This window comes from Bradyrhizobium cosmicum (genome assembly GCF_007290395.2).
Taxonomy (GTDB): domain Bacteria; phylum Pseudomonadota; class Alphaproteobacteria; order Rhizobiales; family Xanthobacteraceae; genus Bradyrhizobium; species Bradyrhizobium cosmicum.
Window position 1 is genome coordinate 6,779,995 of record NZ_CP041656.2, and the last position, 19,356, is coordinate 6,799,350.

The 19,356-nt window shown below is 65.0% G+C and carries 18 protein-coding genes; 7 read left to right on the top strand and 11 right to left on the bottom strand.

All coding sequences use genetic code 11. From position 1 onward, the window contains the following. Positions 1-156 precede the first annotated feature (156 nt). The 4 genes from FNV92_RS32290 to FNV92_RS32305 all read right to left on the bottom strand — a co-directional run bounded on the left by FNV92_RS32290 (position 157) and on the right by FNV92_RS32305 (position 5,130). Positions 157-426 carry a hypothetical protein gene (locus FNV92_RS32290; protein WP_143843067.1) on the bottom strand — a complete coding sequence of 90 codons (270 nt, stop codon included), beginning with the start codon at positions 424-426 and terminating at the stop codon, positions 157-159. 232 nt (positions 427-658) lie between these two features. After that, positions 659-2,581 (bottom strand): propionyl-CoA synthetase, encoded by a 1,923-nt coding sequence (locus tag FNV92_RS32295; RefSeq protein ID WP_143843066.1) that lies wholly within the window; start codon positions 2,579-2,581, stop codon positions 659-661. Between the two features lie 223 nt (positions 2,582-2,804). Further along, positions 2,805-4,190 (bottom strand): tetratricopeptide repeat protein, encoded by a 1,386-nt coding sequence (locus tag FNV92_RS32300; protein ID WP_143843065.1) that lies wholly within the window; start codon positions 4,188-4,190, stop codon positions 2,805-2,807. Between the two features lie 163 nt (positions 4,191-4,353). Continuing rightward, positions 4,354-5,130: a tetratricopeptide repeat protein gene (locus FNV92_RS32305; protein WP_041748594.1), complete on the bottom strand. Its 777-nt coding sequence runs from the start codon at positions 5,128-5,130 to the stop codon at positions 4,354-4,356. An 80-nt stretch (positions 5,131-5,210) separates the two neighbouring features. Between FNV92_RS32305 and FNV92_RS32310 the strand changes: the two genes are divergently transcribed. Both FNV92_RS32310 and FNV92_RS32315 read left to right on the top strand, forming a co-directional pair. Then, positions 5,211-6,788 (top strand): cation:proton antiporter, encoded by a 1,578-nt coding sequence (locus tag FNV92_RS32310; RefSeq protein ID WP_143843064.1) that lies wholly within the window; start codon positions 5,211-5,213, stop codon positions 6,786-6,788. Positions 6,789-6,854: 66 nt separating this feature from the next. Continuing rightward, positions 6,855-7,625 (top strand): hypothetical protein, encoded by a 771-nt coding sequence (locus tag FNV92_RS32315; protein WP_143843063.1) that lies wholly within the window; start codon positions 6,855-6,857, stop codon positions 7,623-7,625. A gap of 172 nt (positions 7,626-7,797) precedes the next feature. On the opposite strand, the gene FNV92_RS32320 is transcribed toward FNV92_RS32315, so the two are convergent. The 5 genes from FNV92_RS32320 to FNV92_RS32340 form a co-directional block, all read right to left on the bottom strand. Then, on the bottom strand, positions 7,798-8,604 hold the full coding sequence (locus tag FNV92_RS32320; RefSeq protein WP_015688933.1) for an SDR family NAD(P)-dependent oxidoreductase: 807 nt from the start codon (positions 8,602-8,604) through the stop codon (positions 7,798-7,800). A 49-nt stretch (positions 8,605-8,653) separates the two neighbouring features. Next, positions 8,654-9,067, bottom strand: coding sequence for a DUF1850 domain-containing protein (locus FNV92_RS32325; protein ID WP_143843062.1), 414 nt, complete (start codon positions 9,065-9,067; stop codon positions 8,654-8,656). Beyond that, positions 9,028-11,136, bottom strand: a complete 2,109-nt coding sequence (locus FNV92_RS32330; protein ID WP_143843061.1) for a TRAP transporter permease — start codon at positions 11,134-11,136, stop codon at positions 9,028-9,030. The genes FNV92_RS32325 and FNV92_RS32330 overlap by 40 nt, the downstream gene beginning before the upstream one ends. Before the next feature lie 162 nt (positions 11,137-11,298). Further along, a complete protein-coding gene (locus FNV92_RS32335) occupies positions 11,299-12,246 on the bottom strand; it encodes a TAXI family TRAP transporter solute-binding subunit (protein WP_015688936.1) in 948 nt (315 codons plus the stop codon). Positions 12,247-12,427: 181 nt separating this feature from the next. Then, positions 12,428-12,907: a hypothetical protein gene (locus FNV92_RS32340; protein ID WP_143843060.1), complete on the bottom strand. Its 480-nt coding sequence runs from the start codon at positions 12,905-12,907 to the stop codon at positions 12,428-12,430. A 194-nt stretch (positions 12,908-13,101) separates the two neighbouring features. On the opposite strand from FNV92_RS32340, the gene FNV92_RS32345 reads away from it, so the two are divergent. Continuing rightward, the gene (locus tag FNV92_RS32345) at positions 13,102-13,419 is read left to right on the top strand and encodes a hypothetical protein (protein WP_143843059.1); all 318 of its coding nucleotides are present in this window, start codon (positions 13,102-13,104) and stop codon (positions 13,417-13,419) included. 189 nt (positions 13,420-13,608) lie between these two features. Here the strand turns inward: FNV92_RS32345 and FNV92_RS32350 are convergent, their stop codons facing one another. Then, the gene (locus FNV92_RS32350) at positions 13,609-14,850 is read right to left on the bottom strand and encodes a hypothetical protein (RefSeq protein WP_143843058.1); all 1,242 of its coding nucleotides are present in this window, start codon (positions 14,848-14,850) and stop codon (positions 13,609-13,611) included. A gap of 72 nt (positions 14,851-14,922) precedes the next feature. Next, positions 14,923-15,552: an NUDIX hydrolase gene (locus FNV92_RS32355; RefSeq protein ID WP_143843057.1), complete on the bottom strand. Its 630-nt coding sequence runs from the start codon at positions 15,550-15,552 to the stop codon at positions 14,923-14,925. Positions 15,553-15,621: 69 nt separating this feature from the next. On the opposite strand from FNV92_RS32355, the gene FNV92_RS32360 reads away from it, so the two are divergent. The 4 genes from FNV92_RS32360 (at position 15,622) to FNV92_RS32375 (ending at position 19,331) form a co-directional block, all read left to right on the top strand. After that, a complete protein-coding gene (locus FNV92_RS32360) occupies positions 15,622-16,047 on the top strand; it encodes a PaaI family thioesterase (protein WP_041749102.1) in 426 nt (141 codons plus the stop codon). 162 nt (positions 16,048-16,209) lie between these two features. Next, positions 16,210-17,220, top strand: a complete 1,011-nt coding sequence (locus tag FNV92_RS32365) for an aldo/keto reductase (RefSeq protein ID WP_143843056.1) — start codon at positions 16,210-16,212, stop codon at positions 17,218-17,220. A gap of 13 nt (positions 17,221-17,233) precedes the next feature. After that, the gene (locus FNV92_RS32370) at positions 17,234-18,547 is read left to right on the top strand and encodes a tetratricopeptide repeat protein (RefSeq protein WP_143843055.1); all 1,314 of its coding nucleotides are present in this window, start codon (positions 17,234-17,236) and stop codon (positions 18,545-18,547) included. Positions 18,548-18,752: 205 nt separating this feature from the next. Beyond that, a complete protein-coding gene (locus FNV92_RS32375) occupies positions 18,753-19,331 on the top strand; it encodes a hypothetical protein (protein ID WP_143843054.1) in 579 nt (192 codons plus the stop codon). The last annotated feature ends 25 nt before the right edge of the window (positions 19,332-19,356 follow it).

Sequence of the window (19,356 nt, forward strand, 5' to 3'; positions counted from 1 at the left end):
CGCGTCGTTGCGCGACATCAGGGTCAGAGCAGAAAGGGGGCGATGAAGGATTTGACGCCGATCAAATCAGGACTGAAGCGACACGATTTGGCTGCCGCGTTGCAGATGTGTCACGAAACACGCGAACGAATGCGCAGGATAATACCGTAGCCGGCGTCAGGGCCGCTCGGGATGGTTCAGCATGTACTCGCCAAGATCGCGCTGGCGGCGGTCGGCGCGGGCCGTGGCGGCATTGCGCTGGACGTCACGATCCTTGCGGCAGGCCACGTATTCGGGCGTCCCCTGCGCATAGCCGCGGCTCTGGCACACCGCATCGTCATCGTCTCCGCCCATCGCCACCGGCGTCTGGTAGCGCGCGGAGCAGGCGGAGAGAGCGATGGCGAGAGCTGCGACTGCGAGCAGGCGCGGCGCGGAGGCGAGTGGCATAGGAGGTCCCTTGTTGGCGGCCTCTGTTTAGCGCGGAATGAGGAGATTGTAAGTCCCTGGACACCGTTCCCCGCTCGCTGTCATTCCCCGCGAAGGCGGGGAATCCAGTACTCCGGGGCGGCCACTGGGTCACACAACTGCGGCCGCGGAGTACTGGATCATCCGCCTTCGCGGGTGACGACGGCTGAGGTCGGAGAGGCGTCGTCGCACCGCCTCGGGTTGACGCCTCGCGTCACACCCGCCCCTTCAGTGCGTCACCGATCTCGTCCAGCGCCTTGGGGTCCTCGATCGTGGCCGGCATGGTCCAGGTCTCGCCGTCGGCGATCTTCTTGATGGTGCCGCGCAGGATCTTGCCGGAGCGCGTCTTGGGCAGGCGGCCGACGGTGATGGCGAGCTTGAAGGCCGCGACGGGGCCGAGCTTGTCGCGCACCAGTGCGACGATCTCCTTCTCGATCTCGGCGGGCGCACGCTTCACGCCGGCCTTGAGCACCAGGAAACCGCAGGGCACCTCGCCCTTGATCGCATCCTTGACGCCAAGCACGGCACATTCCGCGACATCGGGATGCGAGGCCAGAATCTCCTCCATGCCGCCGGTGGAGAGACGATGGCCGGCGACATTGATGATGTCGTCGGTGCGGCCCATGACGAAGACATATCCGTCCTCGTCCTTGTAGCCCGCGTCCGACGTCTTGTAGTAGCCAGGGAATTCGCTGAGATAGGATTCCTTGAAGCGTTCATCCTGATTCCACAGCGTGGGCAGGCAGCCCGGCGGCATCGGCAGCTTGATGACGATCGAGCCCATGGTGTTCGAGCCGACCGGCTTGGCCGCCTCATCCACCACATCGACCTGGTAGCCCGGCATCGGTACCGTCGGCGAGCCGTGCTTGACCGGAAGCAGGCCCAGGCCCACCGGATTGCCGGCGATGCACCAGCCGGTCTCGGTCTGCCACCAATGGTCGATCACCGGCACCTTCAACTGCTGCTCCGCCCATTCCACCGTCGGCGGATCGGCGCGTTCGCCGGCGAGGAACAGCGTGCGGAATTTCGACAGGTCATACTGCCGGATGAATTGTCCTTCCGGATCCTCTTTCCGGATCGCGCGGAACGCGGTCGGCGCGGTGAACAAGGCGACCGCCTTGTGCTCACTGATGACGCGCCAGAACGCGCCCGCGTCGGGCGTTCCGACCGGCTTGCCCTCGTACATGATCGAGGTCGCACCGTGCAGCAGCGGTCCGTAGATGATGTAGCTGTGCCCGACCACCCAACCGATGTCGGAGCCGCACCACCAGACCTCGCCGGGCTTGACGCCATAGAGGTTGAACATCGACCACTTCAACGCGACAAGATGGCCGCCATTGTCGCGCACCACGCCCTTGGGGATGCCCGTGGTGCCCGACGTGTAGAGGATGTAGAGCGGATCGGTGGCGGCGACCGGCACGCAAGGGGCCTTCTTGTCGTCGTTCATCGCCTTGCGGCGCAGGCTCGCCCAATCGTAGTCGCGGCCGGGCGAGAGGTCGCAGACGAGCTGCGGACGCTGCAGCACGATGCAGGCCTTCGGCTTCACGCTCGCGAGCTTGATCGCCTCGTCGAGCAGCGGCTTGTACTGCACGATGCGACCGGGCTCGATGCCGCAGCTCGCGGACAGGATCAGTTTCGGCTGGGCATCGTCGATGCGGGTGGCGAGCTCCTTGGCGGCAAAGCCGCCGAACACCACGGAATGCACCGCGCCGATGCGCGCGCAGGCGAGCATGGCGACCACGGCTTCCGGCACCATCGGCATGTAGAGGACGACGCGGTCGCCCTTGGCGACGCCGAAATCCTGCATGATGGCGGCAAGCGCCTGCACCTCGGCCAGCAGTTCGGCATAGGTGAGCCTGGTGACCGAGCTGGTCAGCGGCGAATCGTGGATCAGCGCGACCTGGTCGGCGCGGCCGCGTTCGACGTGGCGGTCGAGCGCGTTGTAGCAGGTGTTGACCACGCCGCCGGTGAACCAGCGACCATAGACGCCCTGCGTGGCATCGAAGACCTTCTTCGGCGGCTCGATCCAGTCGATCTCCCTGGCCGCCTCGGCCCAAAACCCTTCCGGATCGGCCAGCGAGCGCGCGTGGACCTCGTGATAGAGACTCTTACCGTCGACGTTTCCCCGGACGTTCATGCAAGCGCTCCCGTTTCCCTTATTTGCCTGGCCTTGACCTGACGGCAGGACAGGCGTCCCGCCATGACCCGGATCAAGTGCCGGCCTTGTTTGGGGGGTATTTTCCCGGGAACGGGCCGCTGTTCAAGCTGAAAAGGATGAGGCTTTTGGAGGAGTTCGCGGCTACCACCGTCTCGTGATGGCCCGGGCATGAGGAATTCTGGGAGAGGTGAGACCGCCGGCTCTACCCGTCCAGCGCATTCAGCCGCTGCAGCCGATCCTGCATGACCTTCCTCAGATCATAGCCCGGCCGGCCGAAGCTGGCGTTCCGTGTCGTGAGGAAATCGCGCTGGGTCTTGCGCAGGTCACCAGCCGAGCGCTTGCCCGCGCTCTTCAACACGCGCTCATAGGTCTCGGCGATCTGGCGGTCGAGCACCCCGAGTTGCGGATCGGCGCAAATCACCTTCTCGACCTCGCGCCTGGCTGTGGCACAATCGAACGACGGGCCGCTGCCGGAAACCGCATTCAGCGGACGCAGTGGCTCAGTGCCGAATTTAGCGATTTCCGCAATCATGGCGCGGCGGCCATTGGCCGCGTTGTCGTTGCCGGGGTCGAGCCGCAGCGCCGTCTCGTAATCGGCAAGCGCCTTCCTGCGCTCGCCCATCTTCTTGTAGAGCACGGCGCGGTTGTTGTAGGTCTGCGCGAAATTCGGATCGAGCTTCAGCGCAGCCTCGTAGTCGTTGAGCGCCGCGCCGAGTTCGCCCTTGAGATGGTAGGAATCGCCACGGTTGGTGAAGAAGTTGGGCCGCGGCGCCAGCCGCAGGGCCTGATCGTAATCGGCAATCGCCTTGTCGTACTCGCCCATCGCGGCCAGCGACAGGCCGCGATTGTCGTAATATTCGGGCACCTTTGGATCGAGACGGATCGCCTCGCCGTCATCGGCGACCGCCTTGTCGAGCTGGCCGAGCTTCTTGTAGGCGGCACCGCGATTGGTATAGCTGCGCGGCCGGTTTGGATCGAGCCGAAGCGCCTCGCTGAGATCGCGGACCGCCTTCTCGTTGTCGCCGCCGAGATAATAGGTCACGCCGCGGTCGGACCAGGCCTGCGCATCATCCGGCTTCAGCTTGATCGCCTGGTCGTAATCGGCGAGTGCGCGGTCGAGACGGCGCTGATTGGTGTAGACGACCCCGCGCAGCTCGTAGGACTCGGCATCCTGCGGATCGAGCTCGATCGCCTTGCTGAGATCCGCCGCAGCGCGGTTGAGATCGCCGCCGGCCTCGCGCAGCAGGTCACCGCGCAGCCGCCAGGCCTTTGCATTCCTGCCGTCCAGTGCGATGGCCCGGTCGATGTCCCGCAGCGCCTGCGTCAGACCGCCCGAGGTTCGCGCATTGGCGTCGGCGCGCACCAGCAGCGCGGCGGCGCGATCGGAGGACGGATTTGACGCCTGATCGATGATGGCGCCGCATGCCGGGATCAGTTCGGCGGGAGCAGCCTTGCTGCCCATCACGCAATCGACGCCGGCCGAGGCTGGGGCGACAAGAACGAGGCTGATCGCCGCGCCAAGCAGGACGGCGCGAAACGGGATTTTGGCAAACGGGGAGGTTGGCGCGGAAGAACGCGTACCGCACATGGCGTAAGGCTCCGTGACGTCGGGTTTTCACCATTGTCGCGGCGGGCAAGGATCGGGTTCAATTCCACCCTGCTACGGACGAGAGGCGAACATCGCCGCTCTGGATTCTTGTTTTGACGCGTTTTCTTCTCGCGAACCGGTATCCACTTCGCTCGAAAACGCTCTAGTAGCCGTCCGCCCCATTTAGTCGCTTCAATCGTTCCTGCATCGCCTTCTTCAGGTCGTACCCGGGCCGCCCATATCCAGCATTGCGGCGCGCGATGAAATCGTCCTGCTCGCGCTGGAGCGCCCTCGCCTGCCCCGCGTTCTGCGCTTCCCGGATCACGCGCGCATTCGATGCAAATATCTCGCGGTCGAGATCGGCGAGCTCCCGATTGCCGCAGATCGCCTTCTCCACGGCACGGGCCGTGGTCCGGCAATTGAAGCTCGGCTTGCCAGCCACCGCCATCTGCGCCCCGATCCGCTCCAGTTCGCGCGCCATCGCCTTGTGATTGGCCTTGGCCTTCTCGTGGTTCGGATCGATCTTCAGCGCCGCGCCGAAATCCTGCACGGCCTTCGGCTTGTCACCTTTCTTCAGCCAGAGTTCGCCGCGGGCGTTGAAGATGTCGGCAAGCGCAGGATCGAGCTGCAAGGCACGGCTGTCGTCGGCGATCGCGCGGTCGATCTGGTCGTGCCGCGCCAGCAGCGCACCGCGCGCGATCAGCGCCTTGATCAGGTCGGCCTTCGCCGTCTTCTCGTTGTCGATCACCTCTGCACAGGCGGAACTGGCCTTGTCCATGTCATCGGCAGAGGTCGCGGCGAGGCACGGCGCGATGTCGACCTGCGCGACGGCCGCCGGCTCGCCGCCGGTCGCGCCATAGACCGTGTCGTGGGCCGTGCTCAGCGAAAGCACCGAGAGCATCACAGCGCCCGACACGTGAATGAGATTTTGAAAACGCATGCTTGTGCAGTCGGAGCTCTTGCCTTGAGGCTTGCCTTGGGGCCGCACTATCCATCATACGGCCGGATTGGTGCTAGCTTGTGGCACAGCTCAAATCGGTTTCGGGGACTATCGTGTCGACATTCGAATGGATCATCGCGCTTCTGCTCGGCGCCGTTGCATTATCGGCGCTGGCGCGACGGATCAAGGTCCCCTACCCGACCTTTCTCGCCATCGGCGGCGCGCTGATCGCCTTCGTGCCGAACAGCCCGTCCTGGACGCTCGAACCCAACCTGGCATTGGCGCTTTTTGTCGCACCGGTGCTGCTGGATGCCGCCTTCGACACCTCGCTGCGGGACCTCCGCAACAACTGGGTTCCGGTCTCGACCCTGGTGGTGGCCGCGGTCGGCCTGACCACGGTCGGCGTCGCCTACGTCGCGCACCGGATGATGCCTGACATGCCCTGGGCTGCCGCGATCGCGCTCGGCGCCATCGTGGCGCCGCCGGATGCCGCAGCCGCGGTCGCGATCCTGAGCCAGGTCAAGCTGCCCCACCGCATGGTGAAGGTGCTGGAAGGCGAGAGCCTGCTCAATGACGCCAGCGCACTCCTGATCTATCGCATCGCCGTCGGCGCGGTCGTCATGGAGCATCTGAAATGGAGCGAGGTCGCGCCGACGATTGCGCTCGCGCTGGTCGGCAGCGTCCTCGCCGGTCTCCTGGCAGGACGCATCATCCCGCTGCTCATGGAACGCGTGAAGGAAGCGCCAAGCGCGATCATCGTACAGTTCGCCACCACCTTCATGGTCTGGATCGCCGCCGAGCATCTTGGCCTCTCCGGCATTCTCACCATCGTCGTCTACGCCATCACCATGGCGCGCACGGCGGGCGCGCGGATGCCGGCACGGCTCCGGGTGCCGTCCTTTGCGGTGTGGGAGACGATGGTGTTCGTGCTCAACGTGCTCGCCTTCATGCTGATCGGCATGCAGATGCGCCCGATCTGGACACGGCTGGATGCCGACGTGCGCTGGGAGTATTGCGCGGCCGCAGGCTGGATCCTGCTCACGGTCGTCCTGGTCCGGCTGTTGTGGATCACCTTCTACCGCACCATACTCCGCGTGCTGATCGCACACGATATCTATCATCCGAAGGATCCCAAGGCGGTTGCCTCGCCCAAGGGCGGCCTCGTCATTTCCTGGTGCGGCATGCGCGGCCTCGTCACGCTCGCCACCGCTTTTGCCCTGCCCGAGAACTTTCCCTATCGCGACTTCATCGTCTTCGTCGCCTTCGCGGTGGTGCTTGGATCGCTGGTGATCCAGGGACTGACGCTGCGGCCGCTGATCCTTGCGTTCGGCCTCAAGGACGACGACCCCGTCGGGATCGAGGTCGCGCGGGCGCGCACCGTCGCCTATCGCGCCGCGCTCGATGCCATCGAGGACGACCCGTCGGAGGAAGCCGAGATCCTGCGGCTCGAATATCGCGCCGTCCTGATGCAGGCGGACGACGATCCGAACGGCGGCATCACCAGCGGCGAACTGCCCGCCGATCCCCTGCGCCGCCGCGCCATCGAGGCCGCGCGAAAATCGATCTTCGACCTGCGCGCGACCGAAGTGATCGGCGACGACGCGTTTCATCGGATCGAGGAAGAGCTCGATCGCGCCGAATTGAGCGCGGGCGGATGACGCTTTAAAGCGATAAACTCCGCCGGCGGGTTTGAACCAAACGCCGTCTCCCCAGACTCATCCCTCATGACGACATTGACTGACGACCGTCGTGTACGCGCGCGTGATGCGTCGCCTGCACGATATTTTTATCTCCATATGGCCCTGGCCTGTGCGGCCACCGCATTTCTTGGCTTTGCGCCGACCTATTGGATGCCGCTCGCCAGCCGGACGTTGTCCGCGAGCCCGGTGATCCATTTTCACGGATTTTTGTTCTTCACCTGGTCCCTCTATTTCGTGATCCAGACCTGGCTCGCGGCCTCGGGCCGCGCGGTCAATCACCGCGCGCTTGGCATCGCCGGCGTCTCGCTCGCCACGGCGATGACGATCTTCGGCTTCCTCGCCTCTGTGACGTCGATGAAGCACGCGGCCGCGCTCGGGCAGACCGACGCAGGCATCGCCTTCTCGATCGTGCCGATGAGCGGCATCGCGTTCTTCGCAATGGTGTTCGTGCTCGCGATCATGAACACGCGCAGACCCGAGATTCACAAGCGCCTGATGCTGCTCGCCGCCGTCTCGATCCTCGATGCCGCGATCGCGCGCTGGTTTCTCACCTTCCTCGCGCCTCCCGGACCACCCGGCCCGCCGCCGGTGCCGGTGACCATCGCGCCGGCCGTCGTCGCCTCGCTCCTGCTCGTCGTCGCCATGGTGCGCGACTGGCGCACCGAAGGCCGCGTGCATCCGGTCTACATCTACGGCACGCTCGCGCTGCTGGCGGTGAAGGTGTTGAACTGGCCGGTCAGCGAGACCGCGGCGTGGCATTCGTTCGCCGGCGGGATTCTGGCGCTGGCGCAGTAGGCGGCCGGAGCTTGTAAGTGACTATCCGTCACCCTGAGGCGGCCGCTTCTTCAGCGGCCCTCGAAGGGCGACGGCCCGGTTGTGTCGGGCCTGCTCATCCTTCGAGGCTCCCAGCGCAGTGCGATGCACTGCGCTACTCGCACCTCAGGATGACGGGGTTAGCTGACTTTCGCTACGCCCCCGCCTTGCATGTGATCCCGCCGTCCACCACCAGCTCGATCCCCGTCACATATTTCGATTCGTCCGATGCCAGGAACAGCGCTGCGTTGGCGACGTCCCAGGCCTCGCCCATGTGGCCCATCGGCACCTGCGCATCGCGCGCGCGCCACATCGCTTCGACGTCGCCCTTGGCATAGCTGTTGGCAAGACCCGCCGAGTGCTCCACCATCGGCGTCTTCATCAGGCCGGGCAGGATCGCATTCACGCGCACATGGCTCTTCGCGAACTCGACCGCAGTGGAGCGCGTCAGCTGGTTCATCGCCGCCTTGCTGGCGTTGTAGCTGACATAGGAGATCCCGACATGGCGGATCGAGGCGATCGAGGAGATGTTGATGATCGAACCGCCGCCCTGCTTCACCATCACGGGGATGACATGCTTCATAGCGAGATAGGCGCTCTTGAGGTTGACGGTGAAGACGCGGTCCCAGCTCTCCTCGGCGACCTCGACCACGCTGCCCATCTCGGCGATGCCGACATTGTTGTCGAGCACGTCGATGCGGCCGTATGCCTTCAGGCACGCCGCGATCATCGCTTCGATCTCGCTTGCGCGCGAGACGTCCGCCGTGAACGCCGTCGCCTTGCCGCCTTCGCCGGTGATGATCTTCGCGGTCTCTTCGGCCGCAGGCCCATTGCGATCGACGCAAAACACCTGCGCGCCCTCGCGCGCGAAGGTCACCGCGGTCGCCTTGCCGTTGCCCCAGCCCGGGCCAATCGAGCCGGCGCCCACCACCATCGCCACCTTGCCCTTGAGCCGATCCATCGCGTGTCTCCCGTGTTGTTGTTTTGTCGTAGCTTGGACTGCATCCAGGCTACGGATCTCTGCAGACCTTCATCGTCGTGACGTTAGCACCGACGGGATGCCCGACAATCTCCGGTAGCGTCCGGCACTTCCCCTCATGGCACAACCGCCATTCCCCGGCCGCCCCGGAATTGCCCAGCACCACCTCCTGCATCGGGGCGCGCTGCGGCTGCCATTGAAACCAGCCGTCGACGAGGCGCGCCTCCGGCGGCGGCTCCATGCCAGGGCCGGTGCCCTTGACGCGGGCCTGCACCAGTTCGAGACCGGCAGGGGTGACGCGCCAATCTTCCTGCCAGTCGACCTTCGCGATCGAATGCGTCCACACCAGCGTGAAGGCGGACAGCGCAAGCGCCTTCACGCCTCCGGCTGTTGCGAAGCAGAGGCTCACGCGGCTTCGACGACGGCCGGCGGGCGCTGCCGCCATTGCCACAACACCAGCGCGGCGGCGAGCACGAAGCCCGCGGTGTCGCTGAAGGCGAATTCGCCGAGCAGGCACATCGCGGCGCCGAGCGCCACCAGACGTTCGAGCAGCGTCAGCCGCGTGAACAGGAAGCCGATCGCGACCATGCCGAACAGCGCGATCGCCACCAGCGCCTTGAAGCTCGCCAGCGCCACCGCGCCGTAGAAGCCCAGCTTGGCCGCCATGGGATCTCCGGCCTGCAGCATCAGCGCCGGCGAATAGACGAAGATGAAGGGGATGACATAGCCCGCGAGCGCGATGCGCATCGCCTCCCAGCCGATCTTGTCCGGGTTCTCCTTGGCGATCGGCGCCGCCGCGAGCGCAGCGAGCGCCACCGGCGGCGAGAGGTCGGCCATGATGCCGTAGTAGAATGCGAACATGTGGCTCGCGATCAGCGGCACGCCGAGCTTGGCCAGTGCAGGCGCTGCGAGCGCGGCGGTGATGATGTAGGTCGGGATGGTCGGAATGCCGGTGCCGAGCAGGATCGACAGCAGCATGGTCATGATCAGTGCCAGGAACAGGCTCTTCTCGCCGAGCCCAATCACCCAGCCGCCGAAGATGGTGCCGACGCCGGTCTGCGACATCATGCCGATGATGACGCCGACGATGGCGCAGGCCATGCCGACGGTGATCGCCGACTTCGCACTCTCTGCCAGCGCATCGCGACAATCGCGCAAGGCCTTGAACCCGCCGCGCACGAACGCCGTGATCACGATCAAACCGACGACGACGCTGGCGACCGGCACGATCTGCAGGCCGTCACGCGACAGCGCGGCGACGACGAGCGCAAGCCCGATCCAGAAGATGTAGCGGATCACGTTCGAGGAAGCGCCCGTCGTGATGGCGGTGCCGAGGATCAGCCCCACCGTCAGCGCGAGGCCCATGCTGCCGGCATAGAGCGGCGTGAAACCTTCGAACAGCATGTAGACGAGTGCTGCGAGTGGCAGTACGAGATACCAGCGCGTCACCAGCGCCTTCCAGGCGCTCGGGATCTCCGAGCGCTTCATTCCGACGAGGCCGTGCTTGCCGGCTTCCAGATGCACCATCCAGAAGGCAGACGCGAAATAGAGGATGGCGGGGATCGCCGCCGCCTTGACGATTTCCGAGTACTGGACGCCGAGCGTCTCCGCCATGATGAAGGCGACCGCGCCCATCACCGGCGGCATGATCTGTCCGCCCATCGACGCCGTCGCTTCGACGCCAGCCGCGAACGCGCGGCGGTAGCCGAACCGGATCATTAGCGGGATCGTGAACTGGCCGACGGTGACGACATTGGCGACGCCCGAGCCGGAGATCGTTCCCATCATGCCCGAAGCAAACACCGCAACCTTGGCAGGTCCCCCGCGGGTACGGCCGAACAGGCCGAGCGAGACGTCGGTGAAGAGCTGGATCATGCCGGCGCGCTCCAGGAACGAGCCGAACAGGATGAACAGGAAGATGTAGGTCGCCGACACGTAAATCGGCACGCCGTAGAAACCTTCGGTGCCGAAGGACAGATGCGTGACGATCTGGTCGAAATCATAGCCGCGATGGTTGAGCGGCGACGGCAGATATTGCCCGAAGAACCAGTAGAGCAGGCACGCGCCGCACATCAGCGGCAGCGCCGCGCCCATCAGCCGCCTTGTGCCCTCGAAGATCAGCACCGCCAGCAGCGTGCCGACCGCCAGATCGAGCTTGGTCGGATCGCCGTCGCGCGCGATCAGATCGGCATAGAAGATCCACTGATAGATTCCGCAGAAGAAGCCGGCGCCGCCGATCACCCAGCCGAGCGCGCGGCCGGCGCCGCTCTTCGCGGTGAAATTGGCGATCAGGCCGAAGGTGAGCAGAACCAGGAAGCCGACATGGACGCCGCGCACCACCTGGCTCGGCAGATAGTTGAAGGCGGCGACATAGAGCTGGAAGGTCGCAAACGCGATGCCGATCCAATAGGCGAGACGGCCCCACCAGCCCGGGCCGAAACCTTCCGGAAAACCGTGCTCGAAATTGTCGAATTCGACCTTGATGGGCTCTGCTGTGCCTTCAGCCTGCAACATCGATAAGTCCCCGCGCCCATCGTCTGTGGCGCTTATAACATTGAGCCAATACTCACCACGCCGTCATGGTCGGGCTTGTCCCGGCCATCCACGACTACGGTGCCGCCAAGAACGTGGATGCCCGGGACAAGCCCGGGCATGACGACGTGGAGATAGCCGACCTTACTTGATCAGCCCTTTTTCCTTGTAATAGCGGATCGCGCCGGGGTGTAGCGGAACCGGGCTGCCGGTGGCGGCCGTCTCGAGCTTGATCTCCTTGCCCGCGGCATGGGCATTCTGCAATTCCGGCAGCGACTCGAAGATCAGCTTGGTCATCTGGTAGGCGAGATCGTCCGACACCGTCGAGTTGGTCACGAGGTAGTTGACCACGGCCGCGGTCGGGACGTCCTTGTCCTGGCCGGTATAGGTGTTCGCGGGAATGATCGTCGAGATGAAGGGCGGACCGATCTTGTCGACGGTCTCCTTCGGCACCGCGACCACCGTGATCGAGCTCGAGCTGGAGAGATCCTTCAGCGAGGCGACGCCAAGGCCGGCCGATTGCAGGGTCGCTCCCAGCTGGCGGTTCTTCATGAGGTCGACCGATTCGGCGAACGGCAGATATTCGACCTTGCCGAGGTCCTTGTAAGTCATGCCGGCGGCCGCCAAGATCGCGCGGGAATTGAGCTCGGTGCCCGATTTGGGCGCGCCGACCGACAGGCTCTTGCCCTTGAGGTCCGCGAGCGTCTTGATGCCGGACTCGGCGGTCGCGACGATCTGAATGTAGTTCGGATAGATCGCGCCGATGGTCCTGAGCTTGTCGAGCTTGGTCTTGAAGCCCGCCTCCTCGTCGCCCTCCCAGGCCGCTTTCAGCGAGTCGCCCAGCGTGAACGCCAGCTCGCCGCGGCCCTGCTGGAGCAGGATCAGGTTCTCGACCGACGCCTTGGTGGCCTGCACCTGCGTCTTCACGTTCGGAATCTTGTCGCCGTAGATCTTCCCGATCGCGACCCCGAGCGGGTAGTAGACGCCGGAGGTCCCCCCGGTCAGCACGTTGATGAAGGATTGCGCGTGCGCGCAAGGTGCCGACGCCGCCAGAGCAAGAGCCGCGGCCACGCCAAGAATCGTCCGTTTCATGATTTTGTACTCCCCAAACCGGCGGGGAAGTTGGCCGGATGAGAGGTGCGGGTCAACCCATCCAAAAGACAAAACAGGACTGCAGTAAACGGCCGATCCGGCTCGACTTTTGGGAACCAGGCGGGGTGCGGCGAGGTGGCGCAGACACGGCATGGGCCGCCGCGCCGTCGCCGGCAAGCCCTCACTGGAACGTCATGTCCAGGCACTTGGAGATGTCGGAACCGAGGCCGGAGGAGATGGTGATGCAGCCGCGGATCTTCTGCGCGGCCATGTCGGCGGCCCAGATCGAGTAGCCGCCGGGGCCGAAGAACGAGTTGGTGTTCGGCGGCTCGGTCTCGGTCGCGTCGAAATCATACTTGCCGTCGGCCTCGAAGATGCGCGGCTTCTTGGTGCAGCCGCCGTCGGTCTGGACGTTGATGACTTCTTTGTTGTCGCGGGTCAGCGCCAGCGAGACCTGGCAGCGGAAATATTCCGAGGTCTTGGTGTTGAACAGATAAGTGTAGGACTTGCAGGTCGCGGTGTTCAGCTTGCCCGGAGCCAGGCCACGGCTGCACGAAATCCGCTGGTTGTGGCTGAGCTGATAGTCATCGGCCCGGGCGGCCGGCACCAGCGCCGTCAGCAGCAGCGCGGCAGTCCCGCAAACTTTCACGACATGGCTCATTCGAATCATCCCCCACCAAGATTTTTGTCGAATTGCGTTCTAGACGGAAAGCGGAACATAGTCGCGCGGGGGCGAAGGGAAAATCACAAACTGCTGGCCAGGACGTGATGCGCTGCGGCGCTTTTGCGAATTGACCCGGAATTGCCGTTCGTGATTTGTTCAAGCCGGGCACCCCAATGACGGGGAGGATGGATATGGCATTTTCAAAAAAGACATTTGCACTTGTTTCGATTGCACTCGCAGCCACGCTCGGCGCATTCGCCGCGCCCGCATGCGCGCAAGCTCCGGCAACGCCGTGGGAGCTCAAGCCCGACACGGGTTACGCCTATGACAAGGACGGCAAGACCCTGTCCTACAAGATGGGCACCAGCAATGCCGGTGAACTCCTGAAGGGCGCGAAGAAGGTGCCGAAGGGCACGTTGTTCTTCATCGGCCACAACGGACAGCTCTACATGCGCAGCGGCCCGTATCTCGAAGGCGACGGCAAGTTCAAGTTCGGGTCGGACCAATAGGGCGGCGGAGTTGGCGGGGCGACAGCGCTGCCACACTCACGTGTCATCCTCCGCCTTGTGCGCTCTTGCGCACGGAGGCAGACGATCCAGTATTCCAGAGGCCGTCGTGATCGAATCGAGAGGCCACGACGTACTGGATGCCCCGGTCAAGCCGGGGCATGACAGCGGAAGATGTGGCAAGGCGAACGCCTAAAACGCGCCCGCCAATTCCCTTGCACCGGGTTTGCTGCTGTTGCTGTCCATCCGCGTATCCGTGATCGCGAGCAGCTTGGCCACCGTGTTGTGGCGGATCGCGACCGGGTTGCGCTCGTAGCCGCCGCGCTGGAAGAAGTTCGAGGTCGGCACCTGCTCGCGCATGACCTGCGGCATCGTCACCATGTCGAGGCCGGTGCCGTCGCCGGTGAGGTTCATCATCTCGAGCTCGGCCGCGGTGAGCGGGCGGGTGTAACCCTTGGCGCGCGCGAACAGCACCGACGTCAGCAGCTTGTGGGTCTGCAGCATCGGGCCGATGTCGATGTCGAGCACCATCGCATGCATGGCCCAGCCCTGCGCGGTGTTGCCGATCTTTTCATGCTCCGACCAGGTGTCGGGCACCGACTTCGCATGTGCCACCATCTTCTTCAGAACGGCGAGCTTGTGCTCGAGCGACTGGCGGGCCGGTCCTGAGGTCTGCGCCACCTTGCCCGAGAGCGCGCGAATGAATTCGTGGCCCTGCTCGGCAAGCAGCTCGACGCTGTTGGTGGTCAAGAGCTGGTTGTAGCCCATCGCGGTCGAGATCGCGCGCTTGCCGCCATGCTCGATGCCTGCCTGCACGTCATAACTGCCGGTGCCACCGGTCTCGAACGAATAAACCCGCACCGCCTGCTCGCGCGTCAGCCCCGAGGCGAGCGCATAGCGCGCATAGGCGCGCTTGAACTCGAGCTCGCTGGACGGACGCTGCGGCGTGAACTGATAGAGTTCGCGCGCCGCTTGCAGGAGATCGGCGACCACCGGAATCGGCTTTCTGGTCGGACGTTCCGGCGTTTCCTCCGGCTCCGGATTCACCGGTCGCTTCGGCCCGTTGTAGAGAGGTGGATGCTCCAACACGTAATCATCCAGCGTCACCTGCTGCCCGCTGCGCCGCTTGGCATTGCGGCCTTTCCGCTTCTCCGAGATCTGGCTCCAATAGGCGCCGGCCTCCTCGTCGAAAGCGGCGCGCGCGGCCTGATATTCCTGCAGCTTGCGGCGATATTCGAGCACCGCCGGCGAGGCGCCCCCGCCTTGCGCAAAGAACTGCGACAGCAGCTGGGCCTTGGCATCGCGGACGGCCGGCGGCAGCGCGTCGGCCTCGCCGCCGCGCGCGGCGGACGCGAGCAGGAGGAGCGCGATTGGACCCAGCGCCAGAGAAACTGCAAAGGAAACTGTCAGGCCATTTCGAATCGATCGATGCATGCTGCCCTCTTAGCAGGCATCCGGTAACCGTCACGTTAACGCGCCGTTTACCTCTTTTTTCGTCTTCTTGCGTCACTTCCAGGCGAACACCGGCTGTTCCAGCTCGGTGACGCGCGTGTTCCGCCCCGCGAGGACCTCGCGAAACTGGTAGATCAGCGCCGCCGTCGGCGCGTGAATCAGACTCATCTGGTGATGGAAGCGGATCACGCGGCGCGCGCTTTCGGGGATGTCGGTGAAATCGAAGGCGTCGTCGTGCTCGATCGTCGCCAGAGCGATGCGGTGGACCGAAGCGACCTCATCCGGGTTGGGCTTGATCGCGGCACTGTCCGCGGCCCAGACTACCACCGGCGTGATCAGATAGCCGGAGCGGGTCGGATAATCGTCGAGAAGGCCGAGCACCACATCGGTCGTGAGCTTGAGGCCAAGCTCCTCGTCGAGTTCGCGCAGCGCCGCATCGACCGGCGTCTCACCGGCATCGCAACGTCCGCCCGGCAGCGCCCACTGGCCGCGATGGGCGCGCAGGTGTGAAGCGCGCTTGGTGAGCAGGAAGGCCGTGTCGTCCCCGTCATTGGATTCAGTCAGCGCCAGCACCACCGCGGCGCGCTTCAGCGCCGACGGCTCGGCCGCGTCAGGCAGCCGCGCAAAGGCCGCACAGGCCTCTGCGATATTCCGTCTGGTGGCATCGCCGAAAGCTCTCATGATGCTTGACTACACCAGGACTGCATCTGATGAAACGAGAAGAGAGATGCGCCTGCAGGAATGGACGGTGAGATGACGAGCAAGGCCGCCGCAAGGCTGAAATCAGACGGCTGGACGATACTGGAGACCACCGGCTTCCTGCATCTGATCGGCCCGTTGTGGGAGCGCAAGTTCGACGGCCACTACGAATTCGCACTCGCGACCGAAGACAAGCACCATAATCGCCGCGGCATGGTCCAGGGCGGCGTCATGATGACCTTCGCCGACCGCACCTGCGGCATGGCCGCCCGCTACGTCTCGGGCAAGGAGTACCTGGCGACGGTGCAGCTCGACACGCATTTCGTCGAGGCCGGCAAGATCGGCGACATCCTGATCTCCCGCCCCCGCGTCGTGCGCACGACGCGCAGCCTGATCTTCATGAGCACGGAGGTCAGCGTGGACGATCGCTGCGTGGTGATGGCCAATGGCGTGTTCAAGATCTTGAAGGGGCCGGAGTAGTTTTACACCGTTAAGATGCCACTGCCTCTCCGCGTCATTGCGAGCGCAGCGAAGCAATCCAGAAATCTCTCCGCGGATGCATCTCTGGATTGCTTCGCTGCGCTCGCAATGACGGAATTAGCTGGCTATGCTGCCGGCTTCGATAGTATCGAGGACCCGCCCATGCAATACCGCCAGCTCGGCCGCAGCGGCCTGAAAGTGTCGCCGATCTGCCTGGGCACCATGATGTTCGGCGGGCCGACCGATGAGGCCACGTCAAAGCGGATCATCGCCAAGGCGCTCGACGCCGGCATCAATTTCATCGACACCGCGGACGCCTATTCCAAGGGTGGCTCCGAAGAGGTCGTCGGCCGCGCCATCGGCGACAACCGAAACGCCTGGGTGCTCGCCACAAAACTCGCCAACCCCATGGGCAAGGATCCCAATCGCGTCGGGCTGTCGCGGCGCTGGGTGTTGCAGGCGGCCGACGAGAGCCTGAAGCGGCTCGGTACCGACCACATCGACATCTACTATCTGCACAAGGAAGACCACGCGACCCCGCTGGAAGAGACGGTGCGCGCAATGGGCGACCTGATCCGCGCCGGCAAGGTGCGCTATTTCGGCGTTTCGAACTACCGCGCCTGGCGCGTCGCCGAGATCTGCAACATCTGCGACCGGCTCGGTATCGACCGGCCCGCGGTGAGCCAGCCCTACTACAACGCCATGAACCGCATGCCCGAGGTCGAGCATTTTCCGGCCTGCTCCTACTACGGCCTCGGCATCGTGCCTTACAGCCCGCTGGCGCGCGGCGTACTCACGGGCAAGTACAAGCCGGACACGGCTCCCGACAAGGAGACGCGCGCGGGCCGCAACGACACCCGCATGATGCAGACCGAATGGCGGCCGGAATCGCTGCAACTCGCGCAGGAGATCAAGAGCCACGCCGAGAAGAAGGGCATCACCGCCGGCCAGTTCGCGGTCGGCTGGGTGCTCAACTCTGCTTTCGTCTCGTCGATCGTCGCCGGCCCCCGTACCGAGGAGCAATGGGACGGCTACATCAGTGCGCTCGACTACCGCTTCACTGACGACGACGAAGCGTTGATCGACCGGCTGGTCGTACCCGGCCATCCCTCGACACCCGGCTACAACGACCCGGCCTATCCGATCGAGGGCCGCCGCGCGCGGACGGCGTGAGACGGAGACGACGATGCCACTCGAAGACCGCTACGGCTTACCGCTCTCCACCTCTTCGGATGACGCAGCATCGGCCTATCGCGAGGGCGTCGACCTCTTGCTCGCGGGGTGGACCGGCACAGCCGAGACGCTGGAGCGTGCGATTGCTGCCGACCCCGATTTCGCCCTTCCCCATATCGCTCGCGCCCGCCTGCATGCGTTCTACCAGCAAGGCGATCTTGCCCGAGCCAAGGCGGCAATAGCGCGCGATCTTGTCGCCAAGCGCGGCACCGCGCGCGAGCGCTCGCATGTCGAGACGCTGGCGCTCGCGATCGAGGGACGGCTGCCGGAGGCCATCGTGGCGACGCTGAAGCACATCGACGCATGGCCGCGCGACGCCGTGGTGCTGTCACTGCCGCTCGGCGCGTTCGGCCTGTTCGCCTTCTCCGGCAGGGCCGATCACGACCGCGCGCGGCATGAGCTCTGCGAGCGCGTCGCGCGGCATTATGGCGAGGACTGGTGGTTCCTCACGATGTCCGGCTGGGCGATGACCGAGAACGGCGACGTCGCGCGCGGCCGCGCCGTCACCGAGCGCGGCTTTGACCTGCGCCCGGCGAATGCCCACGCCGCGCACGCGGTGCTGCACGCGATGTTCGAGGACGGCTCGATCGAGGCGGCCGATCAGCTCGTCGACGAATGGATTCCGACTTACGACCGCGCCGGCATCCTGCACGGTCATATCCGCTGGCACCAGGCGCTGGGCACACTCGAGCATGGCGATGCCGCGCGGGCGCTTGCGATCTATGCCGACGTGCTCCAGCCAGGGGCGACACAGGCGCCGCCACTGAACATCATCACGGACGGCGCCTCGCTGCTCTGGCGTCTGTCGGCCTACGGCCACGCCGTGCCGAAGCCGCTCTGGCGCGAGGCCGATGCCGCCGCGCAAAAACTGTTTCCGAAGTCGAGCCTGCCCTTCGCCGACATCCACATGGCGCTGTTCGCCGCGGCCACGCAGAATCGCGAAGCGCTCGCCGCGCGCCTTGCCGTGATCGAGCAACGCCTCGCTAACGGCAAGCTGCCGGCCGGCCCCGTGGTGCCGGCGATCTGCCGCGCGCTGGCGGCCTTCGCCGACGACGACTACGCGGCGTGCGTGCGAACCCTCGCACCCGTGCTCGCTGATGTCGCGCGCATCGGCGGTAGCCATGCCCAGCGCGAGCTGATCGAGGATACTTATCTCGTCGCCCTGATGCGCAGCGGCGAGCTGCCGCGCGCCCGCGCGATGCTGGACGCCCGCCTGCACCGGCGGCCGTCCCTGCGCGACACGCGCTGGCAGGCGGCGATGGGCTAGCGCTGCCACGAAAAAAACATCGGTCTGGCCGCAAGTGCCTGCTAAGGACGGGTTAGGGCGATCGGGGGGCGAATCGCCGATGGGTGGCACGGTGGTATTCCAGGCGGGCTTGGCTGAACAAACGGGATCGCAACCAATTTGCGGTTCGATGGTTGTCGGGCGGAACTTTGCCGCTTCCGTGGCCCTCTGGCATGCGAGCCTGACGATGCGCCTCCGCCGACCGGTTCTGGCCGCCACCCTGATCGCGCTCGCAAGCCCTTGTTTTGCCGAGACTTCCGCCCCGATCCGGGTCAACAATCCGCCCGCGCCGCAGAATTCCTTCATCGACCTGCTGGCGCTGATGTCCGGCCACTGCAAGACGCTGAAGGTGGCAGGGCGTGCGTTCGCCTGCAAGACCGTAGCCTACGCCCATGGCGACAAGGGCCGGGTCAATTTCGCCGTCGCCGTCGACGATCCCAGCGACGAAAACCACGTCGTCTCGTTCTCCGGCGAGAACGGCAAGCGCGCCGACGACAATTCCTACGAACTGCCGATCGACCGCATGCTGCTCAACTCCAAGAACCGGCCGAAGATCGACGGCCTGCCGGTGCCGGCGGAGCAGACCTCGACCGGCCTCTGCCGCCAGACCGGCAATTTCGCCGCCAAGAAGGTCAACGACGTCACCTGCTCCGCGACCGACAGCGAGGGCCGCAGCTACGAGCTGCTGTTCATCTCCGACGGTACGCCCGTGAGCGTGCGCCGCATCAGGCAGTCGTCACCGTCGATCCAGGATCCTTTCAAGTAGCCCTCCTGCCTCTCCCCGTAAGAAC

What these genes read in the sequence shown, in the direction of transcription:
- FNV92_RS32290 (WP_143843067.1), bottom strand. Translation starts at nt 426, where the DNA reads ATGCCACTCGCCTCCGCGCCGCGCCTGCTCGCAGTCGCAGCTCTCGCC.
- FNV92_RS32295 (WP_143843066.1), bottom strand. Translation starts at nt 2,581, where the DNA reads ATGAACGTCCGGGGAAACGTCGACGGTAAGAGTCTCTATCACGAGGTC.
- FNV92_RS32300 (WP_143843065.1), bottom strand. Translation starts at nt 4,190, where the DNA reads ATGTGCGGTACGCGTTCTTCCGCGCCAACCTCCCCGTTTGCCAAAATC.
- FNV92_RS32305 (WP_041748594.1), bottom strand. Translation starts at nt 5,130, where the DNA reads ATGCGTTTTCAAAATCTCATTCACGTGTCGGGCGCTGTGATGCTCTCG.
- FNV92_RS32315 (WP_143843063.1), top strand. Translation starts at nt 6,855, where the DNA reads ATGACGACATTGACTGACGACCGTCGTGTACGCGCGCGTGATGCGTCG.
- FNV92_RS32320 (WP_015688933.1), bottom strand. Translation starts at nt 8,604, where the DNA reads ATGGATCGGCTCAAGGGCAAGGTGGCGATGGTGGTGGGCGCCGGCTCG.
- FNV92_RS32325 (WP_143843062.1), bottom strand. Translation starts at nt 9,067, where the DNA reads ATGGCGGCAGCGCCCGCCGGCCGTCGTCGAAGCCGCGTGAGCCTCTGC.
- FNV92_RS32330 (WP_143843061.1), bottom strand. Translation starts at nt 11,136, where the DNA reads ATGTTGCAGGCTGAAGGCACAGCAGAGCCCATCAAGGTCGAATTCGAC.
- FNV92_RS32335 (WP_015688936.1), bottom strand. Translation starts at nt 12,246, where the DNA reads ATGAAACGGACGATTCTTGGCGTGGCCGCGGCTCTTGCTCTGGCGGCG.
- FNV92_RS32340 (WP_143843060.1), bottom strand. Translation starts at nt 12,907, where the DNA reads ATGAGCCATGTCGTGAAAGTTTGCGGGACTGCCGCGCTGCTGCTGACG.
- FNV92_RS32345 (WP_143843059.1), top strand. Translation starts at nt 13,102, where the DNA reads ATGGCATTTTCAAAAAAGACATTTGCACTTGTTTCGATTGCACTCGCA.
- FNV92_RS32350 (WP_143843058.1), bottom strand. Translation starts at nt 14,850, where the DNA reads ATGCATCGATCGATTCGAAATGGCCTGACAGTTTCCTTTGCAGTTTCT.
- FNV92_RS32360 (WP_041749102.1), top strand. Translation starts at nt 15,622, where the DNA reads ATGACGAGCAAGGCCGCCGCAAGGCTGAAATCAGACGGCTGGACGATA.
- FNV92_RS32365 (WP_143843056.1), top strand. Translation starts at nt 16,210, where the DNA reads ATGCAATACCGCCAGCTCGGCCGCAGCGGCCTGAAAGTGTCGCCGATC.
- FNV92_RS32370 (WP_143843055.1), top strand. Translation starts at nt 17,234, where the DNA reads ATGCCACTCGAAGACCGCTACGGCTTACCGCTCTCCACCTCTTCGGAT.
- FNV92_RS32375 (WP_143843054.1), top strand. Translation starts at nt 18,753, where the DNA reads ATGCGCCTCCGCCGACCGGTTCTGGCCGCCACCCTGATCGCGCTCGCA.